Source organism: Aquitalea sp. ASV11, from assembly GCF_016429185.1.
Classification (GTDB): domain Bacteria; phylum Pseudomonadota; class Gammaproteobacteria; order Burkholderiales; family Chromobacteriaceae; genus Aquitalea; species Aquitalea pelogenes.
Genome location: NZ_JAELUD010000009.1, coordinates 59,927 through 80,038 on the forward strand (window position 1 = coordinate 59,927; position 20,112 = coordinate 80,038).

Here is a 20,112-nt window from a genome sequence, read left to right on the forward strand (position 1 = left end):
TCCCCTTATTTGAGATCGGTCGGCAGGATCACGGCATCGCCGCTGCGCACACCCAGCAAGGGCGCAGCCAACAGCACCTTGCCAACCGGCAGGCCGACAACGGCAACCTTGTGCTCGGTCTGCGACCATAACAACACGCGCACCGGCTGGCGCTGCAAGCGCCCTTTCTCCACCAGCATCACCCAGGGATGGCCGGACAAATCCTGTACCGCATCCTGCGGCAGCACCACCTGCCCGCGTTCTTCATGCAATACCAGGCCGCCCTTGGCAAACTGGCCGGCCTTTAGGCGACCATCCGCATTATTCACCCGGATGTAAATCAGAAAACTGCGGGTGCCACTTTGCGCCACCGGATTGACCCGCACCACGTCCCCCAGTACCTCGTCCGGCAGGCCTTCCACGCTGAAACGTGCCTGCTGCCCCGCCTTGATTTGGCCTATCCACTGCGATGGCACACTGGCGCTGAGTTCCAGTACCGACAAATCGGCAATGGAAAACAGCCGCGCATTACGGGCAGCAATTTCACCGGGATTGATCTTGCGTTCGTACACCACACCCGCAATCGGCGCACGGACCACACTGTCCGACTGCTGGCGGCGGGCACGCGCCAACTGGCTGGTTTGCGCCTGCAATTCGCCCTGGCGCACGGTGTACTCGCTTTCAGCCTCGTCATAAGCCAGCTGGGAGATAAAGCCCTTTTGCAGCAATTCGTGCTGTTTATCCAGCTTGATACGCGCCAGTTTCAGCCGCGACTGATTGGCCGCCAGCTGGGCCTGTTGCTCGGTCACCGACTGATCCAGCGATTCGGAATCCAGCCGGGCCAGCACCTGACCGGGTTTTACCATCTCCCCTTCCCGTACCAGCACCTGTTCCACCCGGGCTTCCACTTCGGCAGCGATGCTGCTGCTTTTCAACGCCGTCAGTGTCCCGGTGAACGGCAAGGTGTCACGCAGCACACCGGGCCGTGCCACCACCACATCGGCCCGCGACAATGTCCGCGCCAAGGTCTGTGCGGCAGCGGCAGAGGCCGGCTTGTCCGCCGCGCCTCCGTCCTGCGCACCATGGCAAGCGGTCAACATCATCAGCAAAACGCACCACCCCAAGCTGGCTGACTTCATTGTTTCAAGCTTCCACTTTTTATTGTTGTACCGGCGTTGCTCACGGTAGTGCCGCCATGGAAGGCGTCATGCCTTTGGGCAGCAACATCCACAGCTTGCCGTTCTGTTTCATCCTGCCGGCATACATGCCGGCCTCACTGCCAAAGCCCCAAAACAAATCGGCCCGCGCCGCACCGCGAATGGCGTTGCCGGTGTCCTGGGCATGTACCAGCCGCGCCAGCGGCTGTGCACTACCCGGCCAGCTGGTGGACAGGAAAACCGGCGTTCCCAAGGGGATATAACGCGGATCCACCGCAATGCTGTAACCACCGGTCAGCGGAACCCCCAGCGCACCAGCCGGGCCGCTGTCGCCACCGGGCAGGGTCTTGAAAAACACATAGCTGGGATTGACGTCGAACAGCGCCTGCTGACGTCCCGGGTTGGCCTTGATCCAGGCCTGGATACCCTGCATCGAGGCATTGGCCAGCGTCATTTCCCCTTTATCCACCAGCCATTTGCCGATGGACTGGTAGTTGTAGCCATTTTGTTCGGCATAACCCAGGTGCAGGAAACTGCCATCTTCCAGCTGAATGCGGCCCGACCCCTGTACCTGCAGGAAGAACAGTTCCACCGGGTCTTCCACCCAGGCCAGTACCGGGGCGCTGGCCACCCCCTTGCCCTGGGCGATTTCTGCGCGGGTGTAATACGGCAGCAAGCGGTTACCCGCCAGACGGCCCTTGAGCTTGCCGCTGCGGTTATCGGCCGGGAAATCTGCCGGGTGGATTTCGATTTCTCCGCTACCGGCCTGGGTCTTGCCCGGCAGCCATTGCAAACGGTTATGCGCCACCTTGCGCGCCACCAGCACGCTGTTGCCACGTGCTGCCGGCGGGTAATCCAGCACCAGCAAGTCGGCGGGCACACCGTACACCGGCCATGGAGTACGCGCACTGCGCGTACGGCTGCCATTGAGCAAGGGTTCGTAATACCCGGTGATCAAACCATTGCCATTGCCGGCATCCTGTACCGCCCAGGCATTGAAGCGCTGTTCGAAAAACTGGCGGACCTGCCCCTCGTCTTGTTCGGCAACACGGGAGGCATCGCTACAGACTGGCTGCCAGGCGGACTTGCGCGCCAATACCTTGCAGCTTTGCAACAAGGCTTGCAGGGTATCGCCGGTGCGCTGCTGTTGCCAGCCCGGCAAGGCTGACGGGCTGAGCGGGCCACTGCCGACAGACGACGGTGGAGTTGACGTGGTGGAGCAAGCGGCCAGCCAGATAAGCGGCAGCAGTAACAGCAAGCGTCTGAACATGATTTGCAACATCGAGAAGATAGGTAAGAAAAACCGGCAGCCAGCACCGGTCGCCCATGTTACCGCGCAGCGGAACAAGCTGCACGGACAAGGCCTTGGGACCGTCAGCGTGCTTGCCGGTTCTGCCGTCTGCGCATTTCATCGAGCTGCAACAAAAATGCAAACAAAGCTGGCTAACATGGCGTGCACAACATCATTCACTGGCGCGCTACTACAAGCTTGGCCAGGCCATCACTCAGCTTGAAGCAAGGAGATATCCGATGAAACGCCTTTTCGCCCGTTCCGCCCTGTTGGCTAGCCTGGCCCTGTTCATGGGTTCACACGCTGTCATCGCCCACGCCGAGGACGCCCCGGTCAGCGATGAACAACTGGCAAGCAACGTCAAGAACGCGCTGGACAGCGACCCGGAACTGAAGGCCCTGAATCTGCATGTAGTCAGCAAGAAGCAGGAAGTCACCATCGACGGCAAGATGACCGATGACCAGCAAATGTACAAAGCCGGCGTGATTGCCGAAAAAGTACCCGGCGTCAAATTTGTCATCAACAACATGAATATGTAAGCGTCAGGCTGCACCTGCTTGCCGCACGCCCCCGCCTGCCGGGGGCGTTTGCATTGTGGCCGGCTGTGCATGAAATTTCTGCAGCAGTAGTCTGATTGGCAGCATTACTGCCATCCGCTTGCCAATCAACATGCTGAATTTTCCTGGCGACTACCCACTTTCCAGGCACTCCGTACAGTCCTTGCCGGCCCACAGCAGCACCGTGGCCAGCAGTGTCGCCGAAATTGAACGGTAATTAAACGAAAATACCCCCAAAAACAGGCAAATTATCGTAAAAACACGCTAACAGCACACCAATCCCTGAGCCATTGACGCCAGACATGCCGGATTTGCACACTCTGCCCCGCACCGACCTTCCCCTTGTTCAGCGGAAGGTTTTTTTGTCCCGTCACCTCTCAGGAATCATCATGTCCAGCCGTATCCTCTCCTGCACCCTGCTCAGCTTGCTTCCAGCCATGGCCATGGCTGAGACCACTTTGTACGGCAGCCTGCGCGTTGGTATCGACAGCATGCAAAGTGTAGATACCCGCTTCAAACACACCACCGGCATTGACGACTTCAGTAGTCGCATCGGTTTCAAGGGCAGTGAACAGCTGGATGGTCAGCTGCAAGCCATCTGGCAGGTGGAAACCGGACTGGCCATGGATGGCATGCCTACCGGCGGCACCGGCAGCGGCACCCTGGCCAACCGTATGAGCTTTATCGGCGTGCAGGACAGCTGGGGCAGGCTGCGTGCCGGCTATCTGGATGATGTGCTGACCAGCACCCAGGCGACCGACATCTTTGCCAGCCCACGCCGCGAGGCCAGCAGCGGCATTGCCTATCCGCTGTATGAAGCCCGCGATATTTTCGGCAGCAACAATTACGGCGACAGCCGCGCCAAAAACAGCCTGCGTTACGACAGCCCGCGCTGGAAGGGCATGGAGGCCTCGCTACAGTATGGTGCCGGAGAAAGCCAAAGCGATGGGCACAAGTCGGGCGAAACCTGGGGCTTGCGCCTGGGATATGCCGATGCCGGCTATTTCATCAACTACGCAGTCATGACCCGCCTGAATGCCATCAACACCAATAACAGCGCCATCCACCGCGTGGAACTGGGCTATCGCGGTGATGCACTGCAAATGGCCGCCACCGTGCAAAAAATCCGCCTGTATGGCAATGCACTGAAGAACAAGAATGGCAGTGATGATTTCGAGATTCCCGGCATCCTGCAGCAAACCGGCATTGCCCAGGACGGAGTAAACAAACTGAGCAGCCAGGTGGTGGCGCTGAGTGCCGGCTATCAGCTGGGGGCGTTCAAACCCATGCTGCAGTACTCACACCGAGGCCGGGTTTACATGGATGGCCAGCATCTGAACTGGTCGGCCAATCAGTGGGCTGCCGGCGTGGAATACACCCTGAGCAAGCGCAGCCTGCTGCAAGCGGGTTACGGCGCGGTACGACAGAATGCCGGGGGACAAAGCGCGCTGGCCTGGAGCAAATCCAGCGCCAGCACCGCCTGGATGATGATGCGGACCGATTTTTAATCAACTCCGCAGACCTGCTCCGGGAATGCAAAAACCCGCCAGATGGCGGGCTTTTGCATAAAGAATGACCTTGCTTACACCGTCTCCAGCGCCAGCAGCTCGGCCATGGTTTGGCGGCGACGGATCAGCCTGGCCTCATCGCCATCCAGCAGTACCTCCGGCAATAGCGGTCGGCTGTTGTAATTGGAGGACATGGTGGCACCGTAGGCACCGGCATCATGGAACACCAGCCAGTCACCCACCCCGGCTGCAGGCAGCTGGCGGCTTTCCACCACCCCGCCTTCCTGCTGGGTGAACACGTCCCCGGACTCGCACAGCGGGCCGGCCACTACCGTCGGCACGGCACCGGACTTTTCGGTGCCATTGCGCTCCAGCACCGAAATGGCGTGATAACTGCCGTACAGGGATGGACGCATCAGGTCGTTGAAGCCGGCATCCACCAGCACAAAGTGGCGGCTACCCATATCCTTGACCGCCCGGACCTCGGCCACCAGTGCGCCGGACTCGGCCACCAGGAAGCGGCCCGGTTCGATCTCCAGCCGCACCGCGTGACCCAGCAGCTGTTCCACTTCCTTGCGCGCGCTGTCCCACAGCTGGAAATAGTGTTCGGTATCAATGCGGCTGTCACCGTCACGATAGGGAATGGACAGGCCACCACCGGCGGAAATGGCTTCGATATCCTGTCCCAGGCTGCGCACCAGCTCTACCATGGCACCGCACACTTGTTGCAGATGGCCATAATCCACCCCGGAACCGATATGCATGTGGATGCCCACCAGCTTGAGACCACTGGCAGCAATCACTTGCAGTGCCTGCGGCAGGTCGGCATGCCAGATGCCATGCTTGCTGTTTTCACCGCCGGTATTGGTCTTGTGGCTGTGGCCATGGCCAAAACCGGGGTTGATGCGCAGCCATACCCGATGGCCGGGCGAGCGTTCGCCCAGTTGGCGCAGCATGTCGATGCTGCCTGCATTCACCACGATGCGCTCGGCCACCACCTTGTCCAGCGTGGCGCGATCCAGCACGTCGGCGGTAAACACCACCTCGGAAGGTTCGGCCGAACTCAGGTCGTAACCGGCCAGGCGCGCCCGTTCGATTTCCCCCAGCGACACGGCATCCACCATCACGCCCTGCTCGCGCATCAGGCGCAGGATATGGGTATTGGAGTTGGCCTTTTGCGCATAACGGATGACATCAAACTGCTTGAGCTGGGTAATGCGTTCACGGATGACTTGTGCGTCATACACCCACAGCGGAGCGGAAAACTGTTCGGCCAGCGCGGCCAGGCGGGAGGGGGCAAAGGTTTTCATGGCAATCCATTCATGGTTTTCCAGCAGTGTGAGGCCTGCATGGACAAAAATAAAATATCAATTCATCACCATGTCTTTCATTTATGATATGACCATTGCCTGCCTGAACAAGCTGCCATGTCCTTCAATCTGCGCCATGTGGAAATTTTCCACGCCATCATGACCAGCGGCAGTGTGACCGAAGCGGCCACCTTGCTGCATACCTCCCAGCCCACCATCAGCCGGGAACTGGCCCGGCTGGAACAGCTCAGCGGTCTGGTGCTGTTCGAGCGGGTACGCGGACGCTTGCGCCCTACCTTGCAAGCCTTGCAGCTGTTTGAAGAGGTGCAGCGTTCCTATCTGGGCCTGGAGCGGATTGTCAGCACCGCCCAGGCCTTGCGTCACTTCGACACCGGTCAGCTATCCATTGCCTGCCTGCCCATGTTTTCCCAGGCGGTGCTGCCTGCGGCATGCCAACGCTTTCTGGCCCGTTATCCCAAGGTAAAGCTGAATATCACCCCGCAGGAATCCCCCCTGCTGGAAGAATGGCTGGCCGCACAGCGCCATGACCTGGGCCTGAGCGAAAGCCATATCCAGCCACCGGGCACCAGCCAGCAACAGCTGTTTTGCGCTGACGAAGTGGCGGTACTGCCCGACACCCATCCGCTATGCCGCAAGTCGGTGCTGGAGCTCAGCGATTTTGCCGGGCAGCCGTTCATCAGCCTGTCCGCCAGCGATATCTATCGTCAGCAACTGGACATGCTGTTTGCCAATGCCGGGGTCACACGGCAACTGGTGCTGGAAACCCACAGCGCGGCATCAGTGTGCTGCATGGTGCGCCAGGGCATAGGCATGGCAGTGGTCAATCCGCTCACCGCGCAGGAATATGCCGGGCAAGGTGTCTGCATTCGCCCGTTGGCCGTTTCGCTGCCGTTCCGGGTCAATCTGATTCGCCCGTTGCACCGTCCTGCGTCAGCACTGGTTGAGCATTTTGCCGACGAATTATCTGCAGTTTTGGCCGGGAATATTCCGAATACACGCTGATTTGCAAACGCCAAGTAACACAGACATCAATAAAACTTTGCAAAAAAATGATTATGGCATTAACTTTTTCAGCTATACCGCAATCAGTGCTCCATTTTTTGGGAGTGAGACCGGCTGCTGAACAAGCTTGTGTAATAGCCAGCCGGGCACTGGATGCTCCGTCATTTTTCAGAGATCAATCATGCGTAACAATCAGCCTGTCACCCAGCATGAGCTGTTTTTGCATCCCAAACGGCCCATCGTCACCAAGACCGACATCAAGGGGCTGATTACTTACGCCAATCGTGCCTTCATCGAAATCAGCGGCTTTACCGAGGAAGAGCTGATTGGCCAGCCTCACAATGTGGTGCGGCATCCGGACATGCCAGCCGAGGCATTCGAGGACTTGTGGCGCACGGTGGAAGCCGGCCACCCTTGGCGCGGCCTGGTGAAGAACCGCAGCAAGCAGGGTGACTATTACTGGGTGGATGCCTATGTCACACCGATGATGGAAAACGGCAGAATGGTTGGCTACATGTCGGTGCGCAGCGCACCGGACAAGCAGCAATGCCAGCAGGCCGAGCAGTTGTATGCCGAAATCCGTGCCAAGCGCAGCCCCTTCCCGGTCACCCGCCAGCACAAGGGGCTCTCCATGCAGCGCCTGCTGTTGCTGGCCATGCTGCCGCCGATTCTGGCCTTGCTGGCCCAATTCATCCTGCCGGACAGCATCGTCCACGACCTTCTCAATGCAGGCAGCATCCTCTGGCTGATTGGCGCAGCCTTCTTCATTTACCAGGGCATTGCCGCACCCCTGGCACAGGCCAAACAAGGTCTGGGCAGGTTGGCAGAAGGCAATTTCAAGGAGCCGATAGCGCAGTCCGGCTGCCAGGACATGCGCCAGATGATGGAAATGCTGGAAACCATGCGCATCAATACCCGTGCGGTGCTGGCCGATGTGGTGACCGGCGCGCATGACATCAGCCAGGCGGCAACCGCCACCCATACCGAAGCTACCCATCTGGAAAAACGCGGTGAACACGCGCTGGAAGGCATCACCCGCGTTGCCGCTGCGCTGGAACAGCTATCGGTATCGGTGAATGAGATTTCCCTCACCACCAAGACAGGAGCAGGCCACGCCAGTGCAGCCACCCGGCTGGCGGATCAGGGCGAGGACAAAATGCGGGAAACCAGCCAGGCCACCCGTCAGGTAATGGGCGAGTTCGAACATACCCGCGATGCCATTCTGGTACTGGAAAAGTCGGCGGAAGAAATCGGTTCGGTCACCTCGGTGATCAAGGAGATTGCCAATCAGACCAACCTGTTGGCGCTGAATGCCGCCATCGAAGCAGCCCGGGCCGGAGAACAAGGTCGCGGCTTTGCCGTGGTGGCCGATGAGGTACGCAAACTGGCAGAGCGCACTGCCGGCAATACCCTGGAAATCGAACAGTCCATCAATGTGCTGCACGAACGCACCCGCCAGGTATTGCAAAACGTCCAGCAGGCACTGAACAAGGTGGAAGGCGTGGAAAGCGCCATCAGCACCGCCAGTGAAAGCCTGGAAGCCATCCGCGAGGCCAATCAGGGCGTGTCGGCTTCAGCCGCCAATGTGGCCGAGATGCTGCAACAGCAGTCCTCGGCCTCCACCGAAGTGGCACAGAACATGGAAACCATGAGCGTGCTGACCGAGCAGAACAGCCACAGCATTGCCACCACGCGTGAAGTGGCCCAGCAATTGCACACCACGGCGCATGATCTGAAGCGACTGGTCAGCCACTTCGAGCGTCATCTGTGAGCCGGTCAGCATCCACGCGAAGCGCCATGCTTTTGCTACAATAGCCCTGCCCCGTCAACTGGGGCAGCACTAATCTGAACAAGGCGGCCCTGGGCCGCCTTGCTGTGTTTTACGGCCAGCAGACCGCCAGCCGGGCAACTTTCGACCTCAGGATTGGATTTCGCTTGAAACTGCGTACCGTGCTACGAATTGCGCTGTTATTGGTGTTGATGGACATTGCTGCCGTCAGTGCCTTTCGCGCCAGCGTGGACGGCTCGCTGGAAGAACTGCGTGCGGCCAATACCCAGCGACTGGAGCTGTACGCCAACAGCCTGGAAAGTGAAATCGGGCACTACGCCCGCCTGCCCAGCCTGCTGGGCCTGTCCCCCTATGTAGACCGTTTGCTGCACGCTCCGGACGATGTCCAGCGCCAGCAGGCCGCCAATGATTATCTGGAACGCCTGAGCCAGCGCACCGGTGCCAGTGCCATTTACATCATGGATGACAAGGGCGTGGTCAAGGCCACCAGCAACTGGCGCCAGCCGGACAGTTATCTGGGCGAGAACGACGCATTCCGCGCCTACTTCACCGATGCCATGAATGGCCAGCCCGGCCGCTTTTTTGGCGTTGGCACCACCCGTAGCGAAGCCGGTTACTATCTGTCCGAACCGCTGAGCAGCCACGGCCGCATCATCGGGGTGGCGGTGGTGAAGGTGAATATGGAATACCTGGAAAAACTGTGGCGGGAAAACAAGACCACGGTGATGGTATCGGACCAGAACGGCGTGGTGATTCTGGCCACCGAACCGGGCTGGAAATTCAATACGCTCAAACCCTTCAGCAAGGCCTTGCAGGACGCGTTTGACCGCAATTTGCAGTACAACCGCAAACGTCTGCCGCCACTGGGGCTGGAAGAGCGGCGCAGCCTGGGCAATGGCAGCCACATCTACCGGCTGGAACAGGGAGGACGCAAGCCGCTTAGCCGCCTGGCCTACCCGCGGGACATGCTGGGCCAGTCCTTGCAGCTGCCGCTGTCCAACTGGCGGCTCACCGTGCTGTCCAGCCTGGACCCGGTCTACCAGCTGGCCTACAACCGGGCCGCGCTGGCCGCAGTGCTGACACTGCTGAGCCTGACCGGCATTCTGTGGCTGAACGAGCGCCGTCGCCGCCTGCGCGACAAGCTGGCCGCACGCGAAGCGCTGCAGCAAGCCTACCGGGAGCTGGAACGCAAGGTGGAAGAACGTACCGCCGACCTGTCGCTGACCAATCAGCGACTGCAAGAAGAAGTCAGCGAACGTATCCGGACCGAACAGCATTTGCGCCAGACGCAGGACAATCTGGTGCAGGCAGGCAAGCTGGCAGTACTGGGCCAGCTGGCTACCGGTGTGGCGCACGAACTGAACCAGCCGCTGGCGGCACTGCGCACCTTGTCCGGCAATGCCATCAAGTTTCTGGAGCGCGCGCAAACCGACACGGTGCGCACCAATTTGCAAACCATCTGCCAGCTGGTGGACAAGATGGGCGAAATCACCAGTGCGCTGAAAAGCTACTCGCGCAAGTCCACCAACAGCCTGGGTACGGTAGACATCAGCATGGCCATCGACAGCGCCCTGTTATTGCTGCGCAACCGGCTGGAGGGAAGTGGCATCAGGATATTGCGCCCCAATGCCCCGGAGCCATGGCAAGCACGTTGCGACCCCAACCGCTTTGAACAGGTGCTGGTGAATCTGCTGGCCAATGCACTGGACGAGCTGCAACAGCGCCCGGAAGGGCAGATTGAAATCAGCGGTCATCGCACGCCCACCCAGCTGGTGCTGCAAATCCGCGATAACGGCCCCGGCCTGCACGAGTCAGTGCGCGCCCAGCTGTTCGAACCCTTTGTCACCACCAAGCCCGCCGGTATCGGCCTGGGCCTGGGGCTGACCCTGAGCGCCGGCATCATTGCCGAAGCCGGTGGCAGCCTGAGTGCCGACAATCACCCGCAGGGCGGTGCCGTGTTCACCATCACCCTGCCGCTTGCCACAAAGGAAAACCGTCATGTTTGATGGGATGAAAGTGTTGATCGTCGAAGATGATCCGGACGTGCGGCTGGGCTGCGAGCAAGCGCTGATGCTGGAAGGCCTGGATGCCCGCGGCGTGGCCAGCGCCGAGCAAGCCCTGGCGCTAGTCACCCCAGGCTTTCCAGGCGTCGTGGTCAGCGACATCCACCTGCAAGGACAGGATGGCATGGCGCTGATGCGCAACTTGCTGGCCCGTGATGCCAGCCTGCCGGTGATCCTGATCACCGGTCATGGCGATGTCAGCCTGGCGGTACAGGCAATGAAAGATGGCGCTTACGACTTCATCGAAAAGCCCTTCTCCCCAGAGCGCCTGCACGATGTGGTGTGCCGTGCCATGGAGCAGCGCCGCCTGAGCCTGGAAGTGGAAAGCCTGCGCCGTCAGCTGCAGGACAAGCAAAGCCTGGAATCGCGCCTGATCGGCCGCTCGCCGGCCATGGAAAAAGTGCGCCGCATGATTGCCGACCTGGCCGATACCTCGGCCAATGTGCTGATCCTGGGTGAAACCGGCACCGGCAAGGAGCTGGTGGCGCGTTGCCTGCATGAAATCAGCCGTCGCCAGAAGCACAACTTTGTCGCCGTCAATTGTGGCGGGCTGGCGGAAAACCTGTTCGAGAGCGAGATTTTCGGCCACGAGGCCCATGCTTTCACCGGGGCCGCCAAACGCCGTATCGGCCGCATCGAATATGCCAATAACGGCACGCTGTTTCTCGATGAAATCGAAAGCATGCCGCTACCGCTGCAAATCAAGATGCTGCGCGTGCTGCAGGAACGCACGCTGGAAAGGCTGGGTTCCAATACCCCCATTCCGGTGGATTGTCGCGTGATATCGGCCACCAAGGCCGACCTGAAAGCCATGGGCAATAACGGCAGCTTCCGTAGCGACCTCTACTACCGGCTGAACGTGGTCACGCTGCAACTACCGCCGCTGCGCGAACGCCGCGAGGATATTCCGCTACTGTTCGAGTATTTCCTGCTGCAATCGGCCAGCCGTTTCGACCGCCCTACCCCGCAACTGGAAGCCCATGAACAGGCCGAGCTGCTGGCCTACGACTGGCCGGGCAATGTGCGCGAATTGCGCAATGTGGCCGAACGCTATGTGCTGGGCATTCGCACCCCGCTGTCGGAATCCGGCGAGCCAAGCCAGAGCCTGCCGCTGGCCGAAACCGTGGAAGCGTTCGAACGGGCACTGATTGCCGAGGAGTTCCGTCGCCACGGTTACAGCCTGAGCCGCACCAGCGAAGCGCTGAAAGTGGCCAAGACCACCCTGTTCGACAAACTGAAAAAATACGGCCTGAATCAATCGGGTTGATGGCCCGGTTGATGACCGGGCTGTTGGCATGCCCGCAGTCCCGGCCGGCACCGGGCTGCAGGCATAAAAAAAGCGGCCACCGGGGCCGCTTGCCAAAGGCTGCTTGATCAGTCGCTACACCATGCTGTCGCTGCTGGGGGATCACACCAACGGTGTCGCAGTCGACAGACAGGCCGGTACAGCGCCTGTCAGCCAGCTCAATAGGTGTAGAACATGCGTTGCAGTTCTTTGGTGTCGTGGGTCTTGGTCAGACCCAGCATCAGCAGGATGCGGGCTTTTTGCGCATTCAGCGTGTCGCTCACCACCAGATCTTCCTGGTCGTCATTGGCTTCACCATTACGCGCCACGATACCGCTACCCACGCGCGAGCTGCGTACCACGATCACACCCTTCTTACGGGCATCACGGATGGCAGGCATCATCTGGGCGGCAATACTGCCATCGCCCACACCGGCTTGCACGATGCCCTGGGCACCGGCAGCAATGTCGGCGTCCATGGCCACGCGGTCCATGTTGGCGTAACCGTAAACGATGTCGACGCGCGGCAGGCTGTTCAGCTTGGAGATGTCAAATTCGGTATCTGCAGTGTTCTTGCGGGTGGACATGCGGTAGAAGTGCGGCTTGTTGTCCTGCATGTAACCCAGATAACCCAGTTCCGGCGTCTTGAAGGTGTCGGTAGTGGAAGTATTGGTCTTGGTGACTTCGCGGGCGGCGTTGATCTGGTCGTTCAGCGCAACCAGCACACCCTTGCCAACCGCATCCTTGCTGCCAGCCAGAATCACCGCGTTATACAGGTTGATCGGGCCATCTGCACTGATGGCGGTGGACGGACGCATGGAGCCAACCACAACCACCGGCTTCTTGCTCTTCACCACCAGGTCCAGGAAGTAAGCGGTTTCTTCGATGGTGTCGGTACCGTGGGTAATCACCACGCCGTCTACATCCTTCTGGGCCAGCAGTTCGTTCACACGCTTGGCCAGCTTCAACCACACTTCATTGGTCATGCTTTCGCTGGCGATCTGTGCAACCTGTTCGCCACGTACATCAGCCACCTTTGACAGCTCGGGTACGGCGGCAATCATCTTGTCCACGCCCAGCTTGGCTGCGGTGTAACCAATGGTGGTGGTGCTGGTAGCGCCAGTACCGGCGATGGTGCCACCGGTTGCCAGAATCACCACGTGCGGCTTGGCCGCATCAGCCGCCTGGGCGGACTGACCACACAATGCAGCCATGACAGCTGCGCTGGACAACAACATTTTGAAGGTTTTTTTCATGTCTCTTCCTTTGTAGAAAGACAAGTGGGAGATGACGTTGCCGGGGAGCAACTCACTGCAGCGATCCCCCCGTCACCAGCTTGTCCACCTGTATCGGCAGCTTTGGCTGGGCGGGGAGTCTCGCCTGATTTCTTATTTGTTTATGCGTGGCAGGGACGCCGGGGCTCAGGCCTGATCTTCGGCCAGGGCCGGGTTGGCATGCGCAGCTTCGGCATCGATATCGCCTTCCGAAGCAGCAACCACGGTAGTGGCAATGGCATTACCCAGCACGTTGGTGGCGGTACGGCCCATGTCCAGGAAGTGGTCGATACCCAGAATCAGCAGAATGCCGGCTTCAGGCAGGTTGAACATCGGCAGCACGGCGGCCACCACCACCAGCGAAGCACGCGGTACACCCGCAATACCCTTGCTGGTGATCAGCAGGATCAGCAGCATGGTGATTTGCTGGCCCAGGGTCAGGTTGATGTTGGCAACCTGGGAGATGAACAGGGCGGCAAACGAGGTATACATGATGGAACCGTCCAGGTTAAACGAATAACCCAGCGGCAGGACAAAACCGGAAACACGTTCCTTGATGCCGAAGCGTTCCAGCTGCTCCAGCAGGGTCGGGTAAGCAGCTTCGCTACTGGCGGTGGCAAAACCCAGCATCAGCGGCATGCGGATGGTTTTGAGCAGGGCGAAGATCTTCTTGCCGACAAAGCCATAGGCCGCGGCAATCATCAGCATCCACAGGCAAGCCAGGGCCAGGTAGAAGCTACCCATGAACTTGGCGTACATGGACAGCACACCCAGGCCATCAGCGGTAATGGTGGAAGCAACGGCACCGAATACACCAACCGGGGCAAACATCATCACGATATTGGTGACGCGCAGCATGATGTTGGCCAGCTGTTCCAGACCCTTCATCAGGATGTCCGGTTTCGGGCCCTTGTAAGAAGCAATGGCAAAACCGAAGAACACCGAGAACACCACCACTTGCAGCACTTCGTTTTTCGCCATGGCGTCAAAGAAGCTGGTGGGGAACATGTGGGTGATGAAGTCCTTCAGGTTCAGCGCGCTGGTCTTCAGGGCCGGTGCCGCAGCATCAGCCACCGGCAGGGTGTAACCCACGCCAGGTTGCAGGCTGTTGGCGAAAATCAGGCCCAGGAACAGGGAAACCAGCGAGGCACCCATGAACCAGCACATGGCCTTCAGACCAACACGACCCACAGAGCGGGAATCACTGCTGCCAATGCCATGCACCAGGGTGGACATCACCAGCGGTGCAATGATCATCTTGATCAGACGCATGAACACGTCGGTCAGGATGGAGAAGTAACCGGCAACATCTTTCAGTTGCTTCGGATCGGTAATCGAGGTGTGACAGCCGTAGCCGACTGCGATGCCCAGCACCAGGGCGATCAAGACCCACAGGGTAATCTTGTTGGTTTTCACGAGCGTTTCTCCAGAGTAACCCGGCTTTATGGCCGGTGTTGAGTACGCTCTATACAGCAGAAAGCGTGCCAAGAAAAATTCACATTTTTAGCACGTAAATATCTGATTTTTATGAATAAAAATAAAAATACAATAGCATTGATTCGGAAATCCGAATGGAAGCTGAAAACGGCGTTTGGAAAACCGACCGGAATGGTGGCAGTGGATACCGCGCTGGGGCTCTTGTGACCTGCTATCCGGCGAAAAGTTTCCGCACTGCAACATGCACTTGCAGACAGCTCCACCGTTACCACCACCCTTTTGTGTAAGCGGCAGAATCACCGAAAATGGCTGGCAGCCCCGGCAAGCAGTCCAGTTTGCCTGGCAGCTGCTGCATTATGATCAGACCACATTAGGAACCCTGCCTTGAGCATCATCACCAATTTCCGAGATCTGGGCGGCATACAGAATAGACATGGTCAGCATCTGCTTGCACATCGTCTGCTACGTTCTGCCGAACTGTCGCAATTGTCTGCCGCAGAAGCCAAGCAGCTGGTGCAGGATTACCAGCTGAACAAAATCATTGATTTGCGCAGTGCAGAAGAAGTGCGCCAGCGACCTGACACCCTCATTGACGGCATCCGTTATATCCATATCGAGCTTTTGAGCGATACACCGCATATGGCACAAGCCTCCATTGCCGCATTCCGCAAGCTGGACGACCGCAGCAATACCCACGAATACATGCTGACCTTGTACCAGGAGTTGGCGCTTGCTCCGGCCGCACACGTCGGGTATCAGCGTTTTTTCCGGGAACTGCTCAATAATGCCGCACATGAAAGCGTGCTGTTTCATTGCGCCGCAGGCAAAGATCGCACCGGTATTGCCGCCATGCTGATTCTGGAAGCACTGGAAGTGGCCAGGCCTGTGATCTACCAGGACTATCTGCAAACCAACCGCCTGCGCCAGGAGGAAAACGCACGCCTGCTTGCCCAGGCGGCGGCCGCTGGTGCCACCCCAGCCCAGCAAGCAGCCTTCGCCATTGCGCTACGCGTGGACAGCCGGTATCTGGATCGGTTTTACAGGACGGTAGAAGAACACTACGGCTCGGTGGATGACTACTTGCAATCTGTCATCGGGCTGGATCCACACTGCAAGCGGCAACTGCAACAGCAGTATCTGCAATAGACACTGCCAAGATAACAAGACATGAAAAAGCCGCTGTGAATGATTCACAGCGGCTTTTTTGTTTGGTGGGCCCCCCGGGAGTCGAACCCGGCACCAACGGATTATGCTTACCCGCTACGGCTTTCGCCGCCCCTTTCGGGTTTGTGGTCTGGACTGTCTCTTGTCTTTACGACCTGCCCGTACAGTCTCTACACGTTCTCTCTTGCGAGAGCTTCGCTCGGGATTGCCACGCCGCCACGCCAGCAGAGGTTTCCCCGAATTTGAGCAGTTCTACCAGAGAGCAGAGTCAACTTGCTCCAAGGCAACCCAATCAGTGCACTCCGTACTCTTGCGAGTCGTAGGAGCTCACTTGTTAAGTCCGCTGCTCTAACCAAGCATGAGCTAGAGGCCCGAAGCTGCGCAGTATAACAGAATGAAATAAAAATCCCCAAGCCCTGATGCAAGCAGCTTGGGGATGCCGTCTTAAAAGACAGGCTGTATTACTGACCGCCCGGCTCGTTGTCCAGGAAGCTGCGCAGGCGTTCCGAACGGGTCGGGTGACGCAGCTTGCGCAAAGCCTTGGCTTCAATCTGACGGATACGCTCACGCGTCACGTCAAACTGCTTGCCCACTTCTTCCAGCGTGTGGTCGGTATTCATGTCGATACCAAAACGCATGCGCAATACCTTGGCCTCACGAGGGGTCAGGGTATCCAGCACTTCCTTGGTCGCGTCCTTCAGGCTGGAGTACATCGCAGCATCGGACGGTGCCAGGTTGTTCTGGTCCTCGATGAAATCACCCAGATGGGAATCGTCGTCATCGCCGATCGGGGTTTCCATGGAGATGGGCTCCTTGGAAATCTTCATGATCTTGCGAATCTTCTCTTCCGGCATTTCCATTTTTTCCGCCAGTTCGGCCGGATCGGGCTCACGGCCGGTTTCCTGCAGGATCTGACGCGAAATGCGGTTCATCTTGTTGATGGTTTCGATCATGTGCACCGGAATACGGATGGTGCGGGCCTGGTCCGCGATCGAGCGGGTGATGGCCTGACGAATCCACCAGGTGGCATAGGTCGAGAACTTGTAACCACGACGGTATTCGAACTTGTCCACCGCCTTCATCAGGCCGATATTGCCTTCCTGGATCAGGTCGAGGAACTGCAAGCCACGGTTGGTGTACTTCTTGGCGATGGAAATCACCAGACGCAGGTTGGCCTCGATCATTTCCTTCTTGGCACGGCGCGCCTTGGACTCACCCGCCGACATCTGGCGGTTGATTTCCTTGAGCTCCTTGATCGGCAGCATGGCGCGATCCTGCAACTCGGACAGCTTGGTCTGCTTCTCGATGATGGCGTACTTGAAGCGGGTCAGTGCCTCGCTCCAGGCCTTGCCGGAATCGATTTCGGTCTCCACCCAGGCGGTGTTGATTTCGTTGCCGGGGAATACCTTGATGAAGTGGGTGCGGTCCATGCGCACGCGCGTCACGCAGATATCCTGGATATCGCGTTCGAACGTACGGATTTCGTTAACGCGACGGCGCAGCGATTCACACAGCGATTCAATCTGGCGGGTAGAGAAGCGCACCATCATGAATTCGGTGGTGATGGCGTCTTGCAGTTCCAGATAAGCCTTGGACTTGGAGCCTTCCTTTTCCAGCACCTTGACCATCTTGTCGAACATCATGCGCACACCGGCAAAGTGCTCCAGTGTCTGCTGCTTGAGTTCTTCCAGATTGGCCAGATTGGCGGCTTCGGCGCTGGCTTCGTCGTCCTCGGCCTCTTCTTCCTCATCTTCCAGCAGGGCGTCTTCTTCGACTTCCGGCTCGGCAAACGGGAGCGCAGCTTCAGCAGCTTCGGCATTGGGGTCGATGAAACCATCCACCACTTCATCAACGCGGATTTCTTCCTTGCCAATGCGCTCAACCAGCTCCAGCACTTCGGCAACCGTACCCGGACAGGCCGAGATCGCCAGAATCATGTGCTTGAGGCCGTCTTCGATACGCTTGGCAATTTCGATTTCGCCTTCGCGGGTCAACAGCTCGACCGAACCCATTTCACGCATGTACATGCGCACCGGGTCGGTGGTGCGGCCAAACTCGGAATCTACCGACGACAGGGCCGCCTCGGCTTCTTCCACCGCATCTTCGTCGGCCACGGCCGGCGTGGCATCGGACATCAGCAGGGTTTCTGCGTCCGGTGCTTCGTCATAAACCTGGATGCCCAGACCGGAAATCATCGTGACGATGTTTTCAATCTGTTCGGCATCGGACACATCTTCCGGAAGGTGGTCGTTGATCTCGGCGTAGGTGAGATAACCACGTTCCTTGCCCAGGGCAATCAGCTGGCGCAGCCGTTTACGCTGCTCTTCCAGGCTCATGACCTGTTCTTCGTTGTCCTGCACATCTTTTTGATTTTCGGGAGAGGCCGCCATTTTGCTTCCTGCTTTAAAAAAGCCGAAAAAAACAGTTGATTATAACACAACTACGTCACTTCCGCCCGGGCTCACGGTGGCGAGCCGAGCAGGTCTCGGAGCAGTTCCCTGAATAATGCTTTTTCTTCCGGACTTAGACCTTCATTACGGTCTTTCAGTTTTAGCCTTTCCACCTGGGCCTCACGCAACATTTTCAACAGCCGGGCATTGCCATGCTGAAACTGAATGCGGTCATCCTCACCGGGATCGGCAAACTCGTCCGGATCCTGCATGGCCTGGTGCAATACACTGTCGATCAGCCCTTCGTAGGGGGTGCCACGCAAGCCCTCTATCAACTGCGCCGTATTGGGCGGCTGTTCGTGTTGTTGCACGCTTTCGGCCAACATCGCAAAGCAGGCCAGCTCGTCGGACAGCGGCAGGCTGTCCGGCAAACTCACATCGCTGGCCCACGCCGGGTTCATCAGCAGCCATTTGATCTGCTTGTGAACAATGGGCGTGTTGATCTGGCGATATGATTCCTCCGGCAAACGGTATTCCCGCTTGCCCTTGCGCTCCGGCGCCTTCTTGCCTGTAGTCAGCATGTCGAAATCGTCGACGTCCATGCCGGCAAGTTCTGCCAGCCGCTTTCTGATCATGAAGCCAAGCGCCGGTGCTGCAATCTGTGCCAGAAGGGGGCTGGCCTGTTTGATCAGGTCGGCGCGCCCTTCCGGCGTATTCATGTCCACGCGGCCTGTCAGCTCGCGGGTAAAGTAAACCGACAGTGGCAGGCTGTGCTCTGCCAACTGCTGTTCGAATGCCTCGGCACCGAACTCCCGTACGTAACTGTCCGGGTCGTGTTCTGACGGCAAGAACAGGAAATTCAGCGCCTTGCCATCCTGCAATTGCGGCAGGCTGTTTTCCAGTGCACGCCAGGCTGCCTTCTGACCAGCCTTGTCACCGTCAAAACAGAAATAAACCTGGTCTGCATGGCGCATCAGCTTGCGCACATGCTCACCAGTCGTGGCCGTTCCCAGTGTGGCAACTGCATAGCTGATGCCGTATTGGGCCAGCGCCACCACATCCATATAACCTTCAACAACCAGCACGCGGTTCTTCTCGCGGATAGCCTGGCGGGCTTCGTACAGGCCGTACAGTTCACGGCCTTTTTCAAACAGCACCGTTTCCGGCGAGTTCAGGTACTTCGGCTCCCCCTTGTCCAGCACGCGACCACCAAAACCGATGATGGCGCCGCGCTGATTACGGATGGGAAACATCACCCGCTCACGGAAACGGTCGTAACGCTTGCCGCTTTCCTCGTTGAAAATGACGAGGCCGGCATCCACCAGCTTGTCATCCTGATACTGCGGAAAAACAGCTTGCAGGTTCTGCCACTCACCCGGGGCATAGCCCAGACCGAAACGACCGGCCACTTCGCCGCTGACACCGCGCCCTTTCAGGTAACTGATGGCAACCGGGGCCGACTTCAACTGCTGCTTGTAATAACCGGCAGCCAATTGCATGGCTTCTTCCAGCGAAATCTGGCGTTCGCGCGCCACCCGGCTTGCTTCCGGGTTGGCGGTACGCACCTGTGGCACCTGCATGCCGATACTTTCGGCGAGCAGCTTGACGGCGTCGACAAAGCCCAGCCCCTGATACTCCATGACAAAGCCGATGGCCGAGCCATGCGCACCACAGCCAAAGCAGTGATAGAACTGCTTGCTGGGGCTTACCGTAAAAGAGGGGGATTTTTCCTTGTGGAACGGGCAGCAAGCCAGATAGTTCTGGCCAGCCTTTTTCAGCGGGACATAGCGATCCACCACGTCGACCAGATCGACACGGGACAGCAACTGATCAACAAAGTCCTGTGGAATCAACGCCGAACACCTGCCTTACACGGAAAAAACAT

General features: G+C 58.6%; 14 protein-coding genes. 7 read left to right on the forward strand and 7 right to left on the reverse strand.

What is annotated here, in order from left to right:
* Positions 1 to 5 precede the first annotated feature (5 nt).
* Together JHD62_RS05160 and JHD62_RS05165 are read right to left on the reverse strand one after the other, a co-directional pair.
* Positions 6 to 1,082, reverse strand: a complete 1,077-nt coding sequence (locus tag JHD62_RS05160) for an efflux RND transporter periplasmic adaptor subunit (protein WP_199102037.1) — start codon at positions 1,080 to 1,082, stop codon at positions 6 to 8.
* 76 nt (positions 1,083 to 1,158) lie between these two features.
* Positions 1,159 to 2,406 (reverse strand): murein transglycosylase A, encoded by a 1,248-nt coding sequence (locus JHD62_RS05165; protein ID WP_233160647.1) that lies wholly within the window; start codon positions 2,404 to 2,406, stop codon positions 1,159 to 1,161.
* A gap of 260 nt (positions 2,407 to 2,666) precedes the next feature.
* On the opposite strand from JHD62_RS05165, the gene JHD62_RS05170 reads away from it, so the two are divergent.
* Both JHD62_RS05170 and JHD62_RS05175 read left to right on the forward strand, forming a co-directional pair.
* On the forward strand, positions 2,667 to 2,966 hold the full coding sequence (locus tag JHD62_RS05170) for a BON domain-containing protein (protein ID WP_045845453.1): 300 nt from the start codon (positions 2,667 to 2,669) through the stop codon (positions 2,964 to 2,966).
* A gap of 407 nt (positions 2,967 to 3,373) precedes the next feature.
* Positions 3,374 to 4,492, forward strand: a complete 1,119-nt coding sequence (locus tag JHD62_RS05175) for a porin (protein ID WP_199102038.1) — start codon at positions 3,374 to 3,376, stop codon at positions 4,490 to 4,492.
* A gap of 74 nt (positions 4,493 to 4,566) precedes the next feature.
* Here JHD62_RS05175 and lysA read toward each other — a convergent pair whose 3' ends face one another.
* Positions 4,567 to 5,802, reverse strand: a complete 1,236-nt coding sequence (gene lysA / locus JHD62_RS05180; RefSeq protein WP_199102039.1) for a diaminopimelate decarboxylase — start codon at positions 5,800 to 5,802, stop codon at positions 4,567 to 4,569.
* 117 nt (positions 5,803 to 5,919) lie between these two features.
* On the opposite strand from lysA, the gene JHD62_RS05185 reads away from it, so the two are divergent.
* The 4 genes from JHD62_RS05185 to JHD62_RS05200 all read left to right on the forward strand — a co-directional run bounded on the left by JHD62_RS05185 (position 5,920) and on the right by JHD62_RS05200 (position 11,944).
* On the forward strand, positions 5,920 to 6,825 hold the full coding sequence (locus JHD62_RS05185) for a LysR family transcriptional regulator (protein WP_199102040.1): 906 nt from the start codon (positions 5,920 to 5,922) through the stop codon (positions 6,823 to 6,825).
* 181 nt (positions 6,826 to 7,006) lie between these two features.
* Positions 7,007 to 8,596: a PAS domain-containing methyl-accepting chemotaxis protein gene (locus tag JHD62_RS05190; protein WP_199102041.1), complete on the forward strand. Its 1,590-nt coding sequence runs from the start codon at positions 7,007 to 7,009 to the stop codon at positions 8,594 to 8,596.
* A 164-nt stretch (positions 8,597 to 8,760) separates the two neighbouring features.
* Positions 8,761 to 10,620 carry an ATP-binding protein gene (locus JHD62_RS05195; RefSeq protein WP_199102042.1) on the forward strand — a complete coding sequence of 620 codons (1,860 nt, stop codon included), beginning with the start codon at positions 8,761 to 8,763 and terminating at the stop codon, positions 10,618 to 10,620.
* Positions 10,613 to 11,944, forward strand: coding sequence for a sigma-54 dependent transcriptional regulator (locus JHD62_RS05200; RefSeq protein ID WP_199102043.1), 1,332 nt, complete (start codon positions 10,613 to 10,615; stop codon positions 11,942 to 11,944). The genes JHD62_RS05195 and JHD62_RS05200 overlap by 8 nt, the downstream gene beginning before the upstream one ends.
* A gap of 197 nt (positions 11,945 to 12,141) precedes the next feature.
* On the opposite strand, the gene JHD62_RS05205 is transcribed toward JHD62_RS05200, so the two are convergent.
* Together JHD62_RS05205 and JHD62_RS05210 are read right to left on the reverse strand one after the other, a co-directional pair.
* Entirely contained in the window at positions 12,142 to 13,218 is a 1,077-nt protein-coding gene (locus JHD62_RS05205) for a type II asparaginase (protein WP_082696095.1), read from the reverse strand.
* A gap of 165 nt (positions 13,219 to 13,383) precedes the next feature.
* Positions 13,384 to 14,652 (reverse strand): dicarboxylate/amino acid:cation symporter, encoded by a 1,269-nt coding sequence (locus JHD62_RS05210; protein ID WP_131355737.1) that lies wholly within the window; start codon positions 14,650 to 14,652, stop codon positions 13,384 to 13,386.
* 405 nt (positions 14,653 to 15,057) lie between these two features.
* Here JHD62_RS05210 and JHD62_RS05215 point away from each other — a divergent pair, with 405 nt between their 5' ends.
* Positions 15,058 to 15,819: a tyrosine-protein phosphatase gene (locus JHD62_RS05215; protein ID WP_199102044.1), complete on the forward strand. Its 762-nt coding sequence runs from the start codon at positions 15,058 to 15,060 to the stop codon at positions 15,817 to 15,819.
* A 479-nt stretch (positions 15,820 to 16,298) separates the two neighbouring features.
* On the opposite strand, the gene rpoD is transcribed toward JHD62_RS05215, so the two are convergent.
* Positions 16,299 to 18,227 carry an RNA polymerase sigma factor RpoD gene (gene rpoD, locus JHD62_RS05220; RefSeq protein ID WP_045845446.1) on the reverse strand — a complete coding sequence of 643 codons (1,929 nt, stop codon included), beginning with the start codon at positions 18,225 to 18,227 and terminating at the stop codon, positions 16,299 to 16,301.
* A gap of 71 nt (positions 18,228 to 18,298) precedes the next feature.
* Positions 18,299 to 20,080: a DNA primase gene (gene dnaG, locus JHD62_RS05225; RefSeq protein WP_199102045.1), complete on the reverse strand. Its 1,782-nt coding sequence runs from the start codon at positions 20,078 to 20,080 to the stop codon at positions 18,299 to 18,301.
* Between the last annotated feature and the right edge of the window lie 32 nt (positions 20,081 to 20,112).

Bases quoted from the DNA above. Each gene is read 5' to 3' on its own strand.
- JHD62_RS05160 (WP_199102037.1), bottom strand. From the start codon at position 1,082: ATGATGTTGACCGCTTGCCATGGTGCGCAGGACGGAGGCGCGGCGGAC.
- JHD62_RS05165 (WP_233160647.1), bottom strand. From the start codon at position 2,406: ATGTTCAGACGCTTGCTGTTACTGCTGCCGCTTATCTGGCTGGCCGCT.
- JHD62_RS05170 (WP_045845453.1), top strand. From the start codon at position 2,667: ATGAAACGCCTTTTCGCCCGTTCCGCCCTGTTGGCTAGCCTGGCCCTG.
- JHD62_RS05175 (WP_199102038.1), top strand. From the start codon at position 3,374: ATGTCCAGCCGTATCCTCTCCTGCACCCTGCTCAGCTTGCTTCCAGCC.
- lysA (WP_199102039.1), bottom strand. From the start codon at position 5,802: ATGAAAACCTTTGCCCCCTCCCGCCTGGCCGCGCTGGCCGAACAGTTT.
- JHD62_RS05185 (WP_199102040.1), top strand. From the start codon at position 5,920: ATGTCCTTCAATCTGCGCCATGTGGAAATTTTCCACGCCATCATGACC.
- JHD62_RS05190 (WP_199102041.1), top strand. From the start codon at position 7,007: ATGCGTAACAATCAGCCTGTCACCCAGCATGAGCTGTTTTTGCATCCC.
- JHD62_RS05200 (WP_199102043.1), top strand. From the start codon at position 10,613: ATGTTTGATGGGATGAAAGTGTTGATCGTCGAAGATGATCCGGACGTG.
- JHD62_RS05205 (WP_082696095.1), bottom strand. From the start codon at position 13,218: ATGAAAAAAACCTTCAAAATGTTGTTGTCCAGCGCAGCTGTCATGGCT.
- rpoD (WP_045845446.1), bottom strand. From the start codon at position 18,227: ATGGCGGCCTCTCCCGAAAATCAAAAAGATGTGCAGGACAACGAAGAA.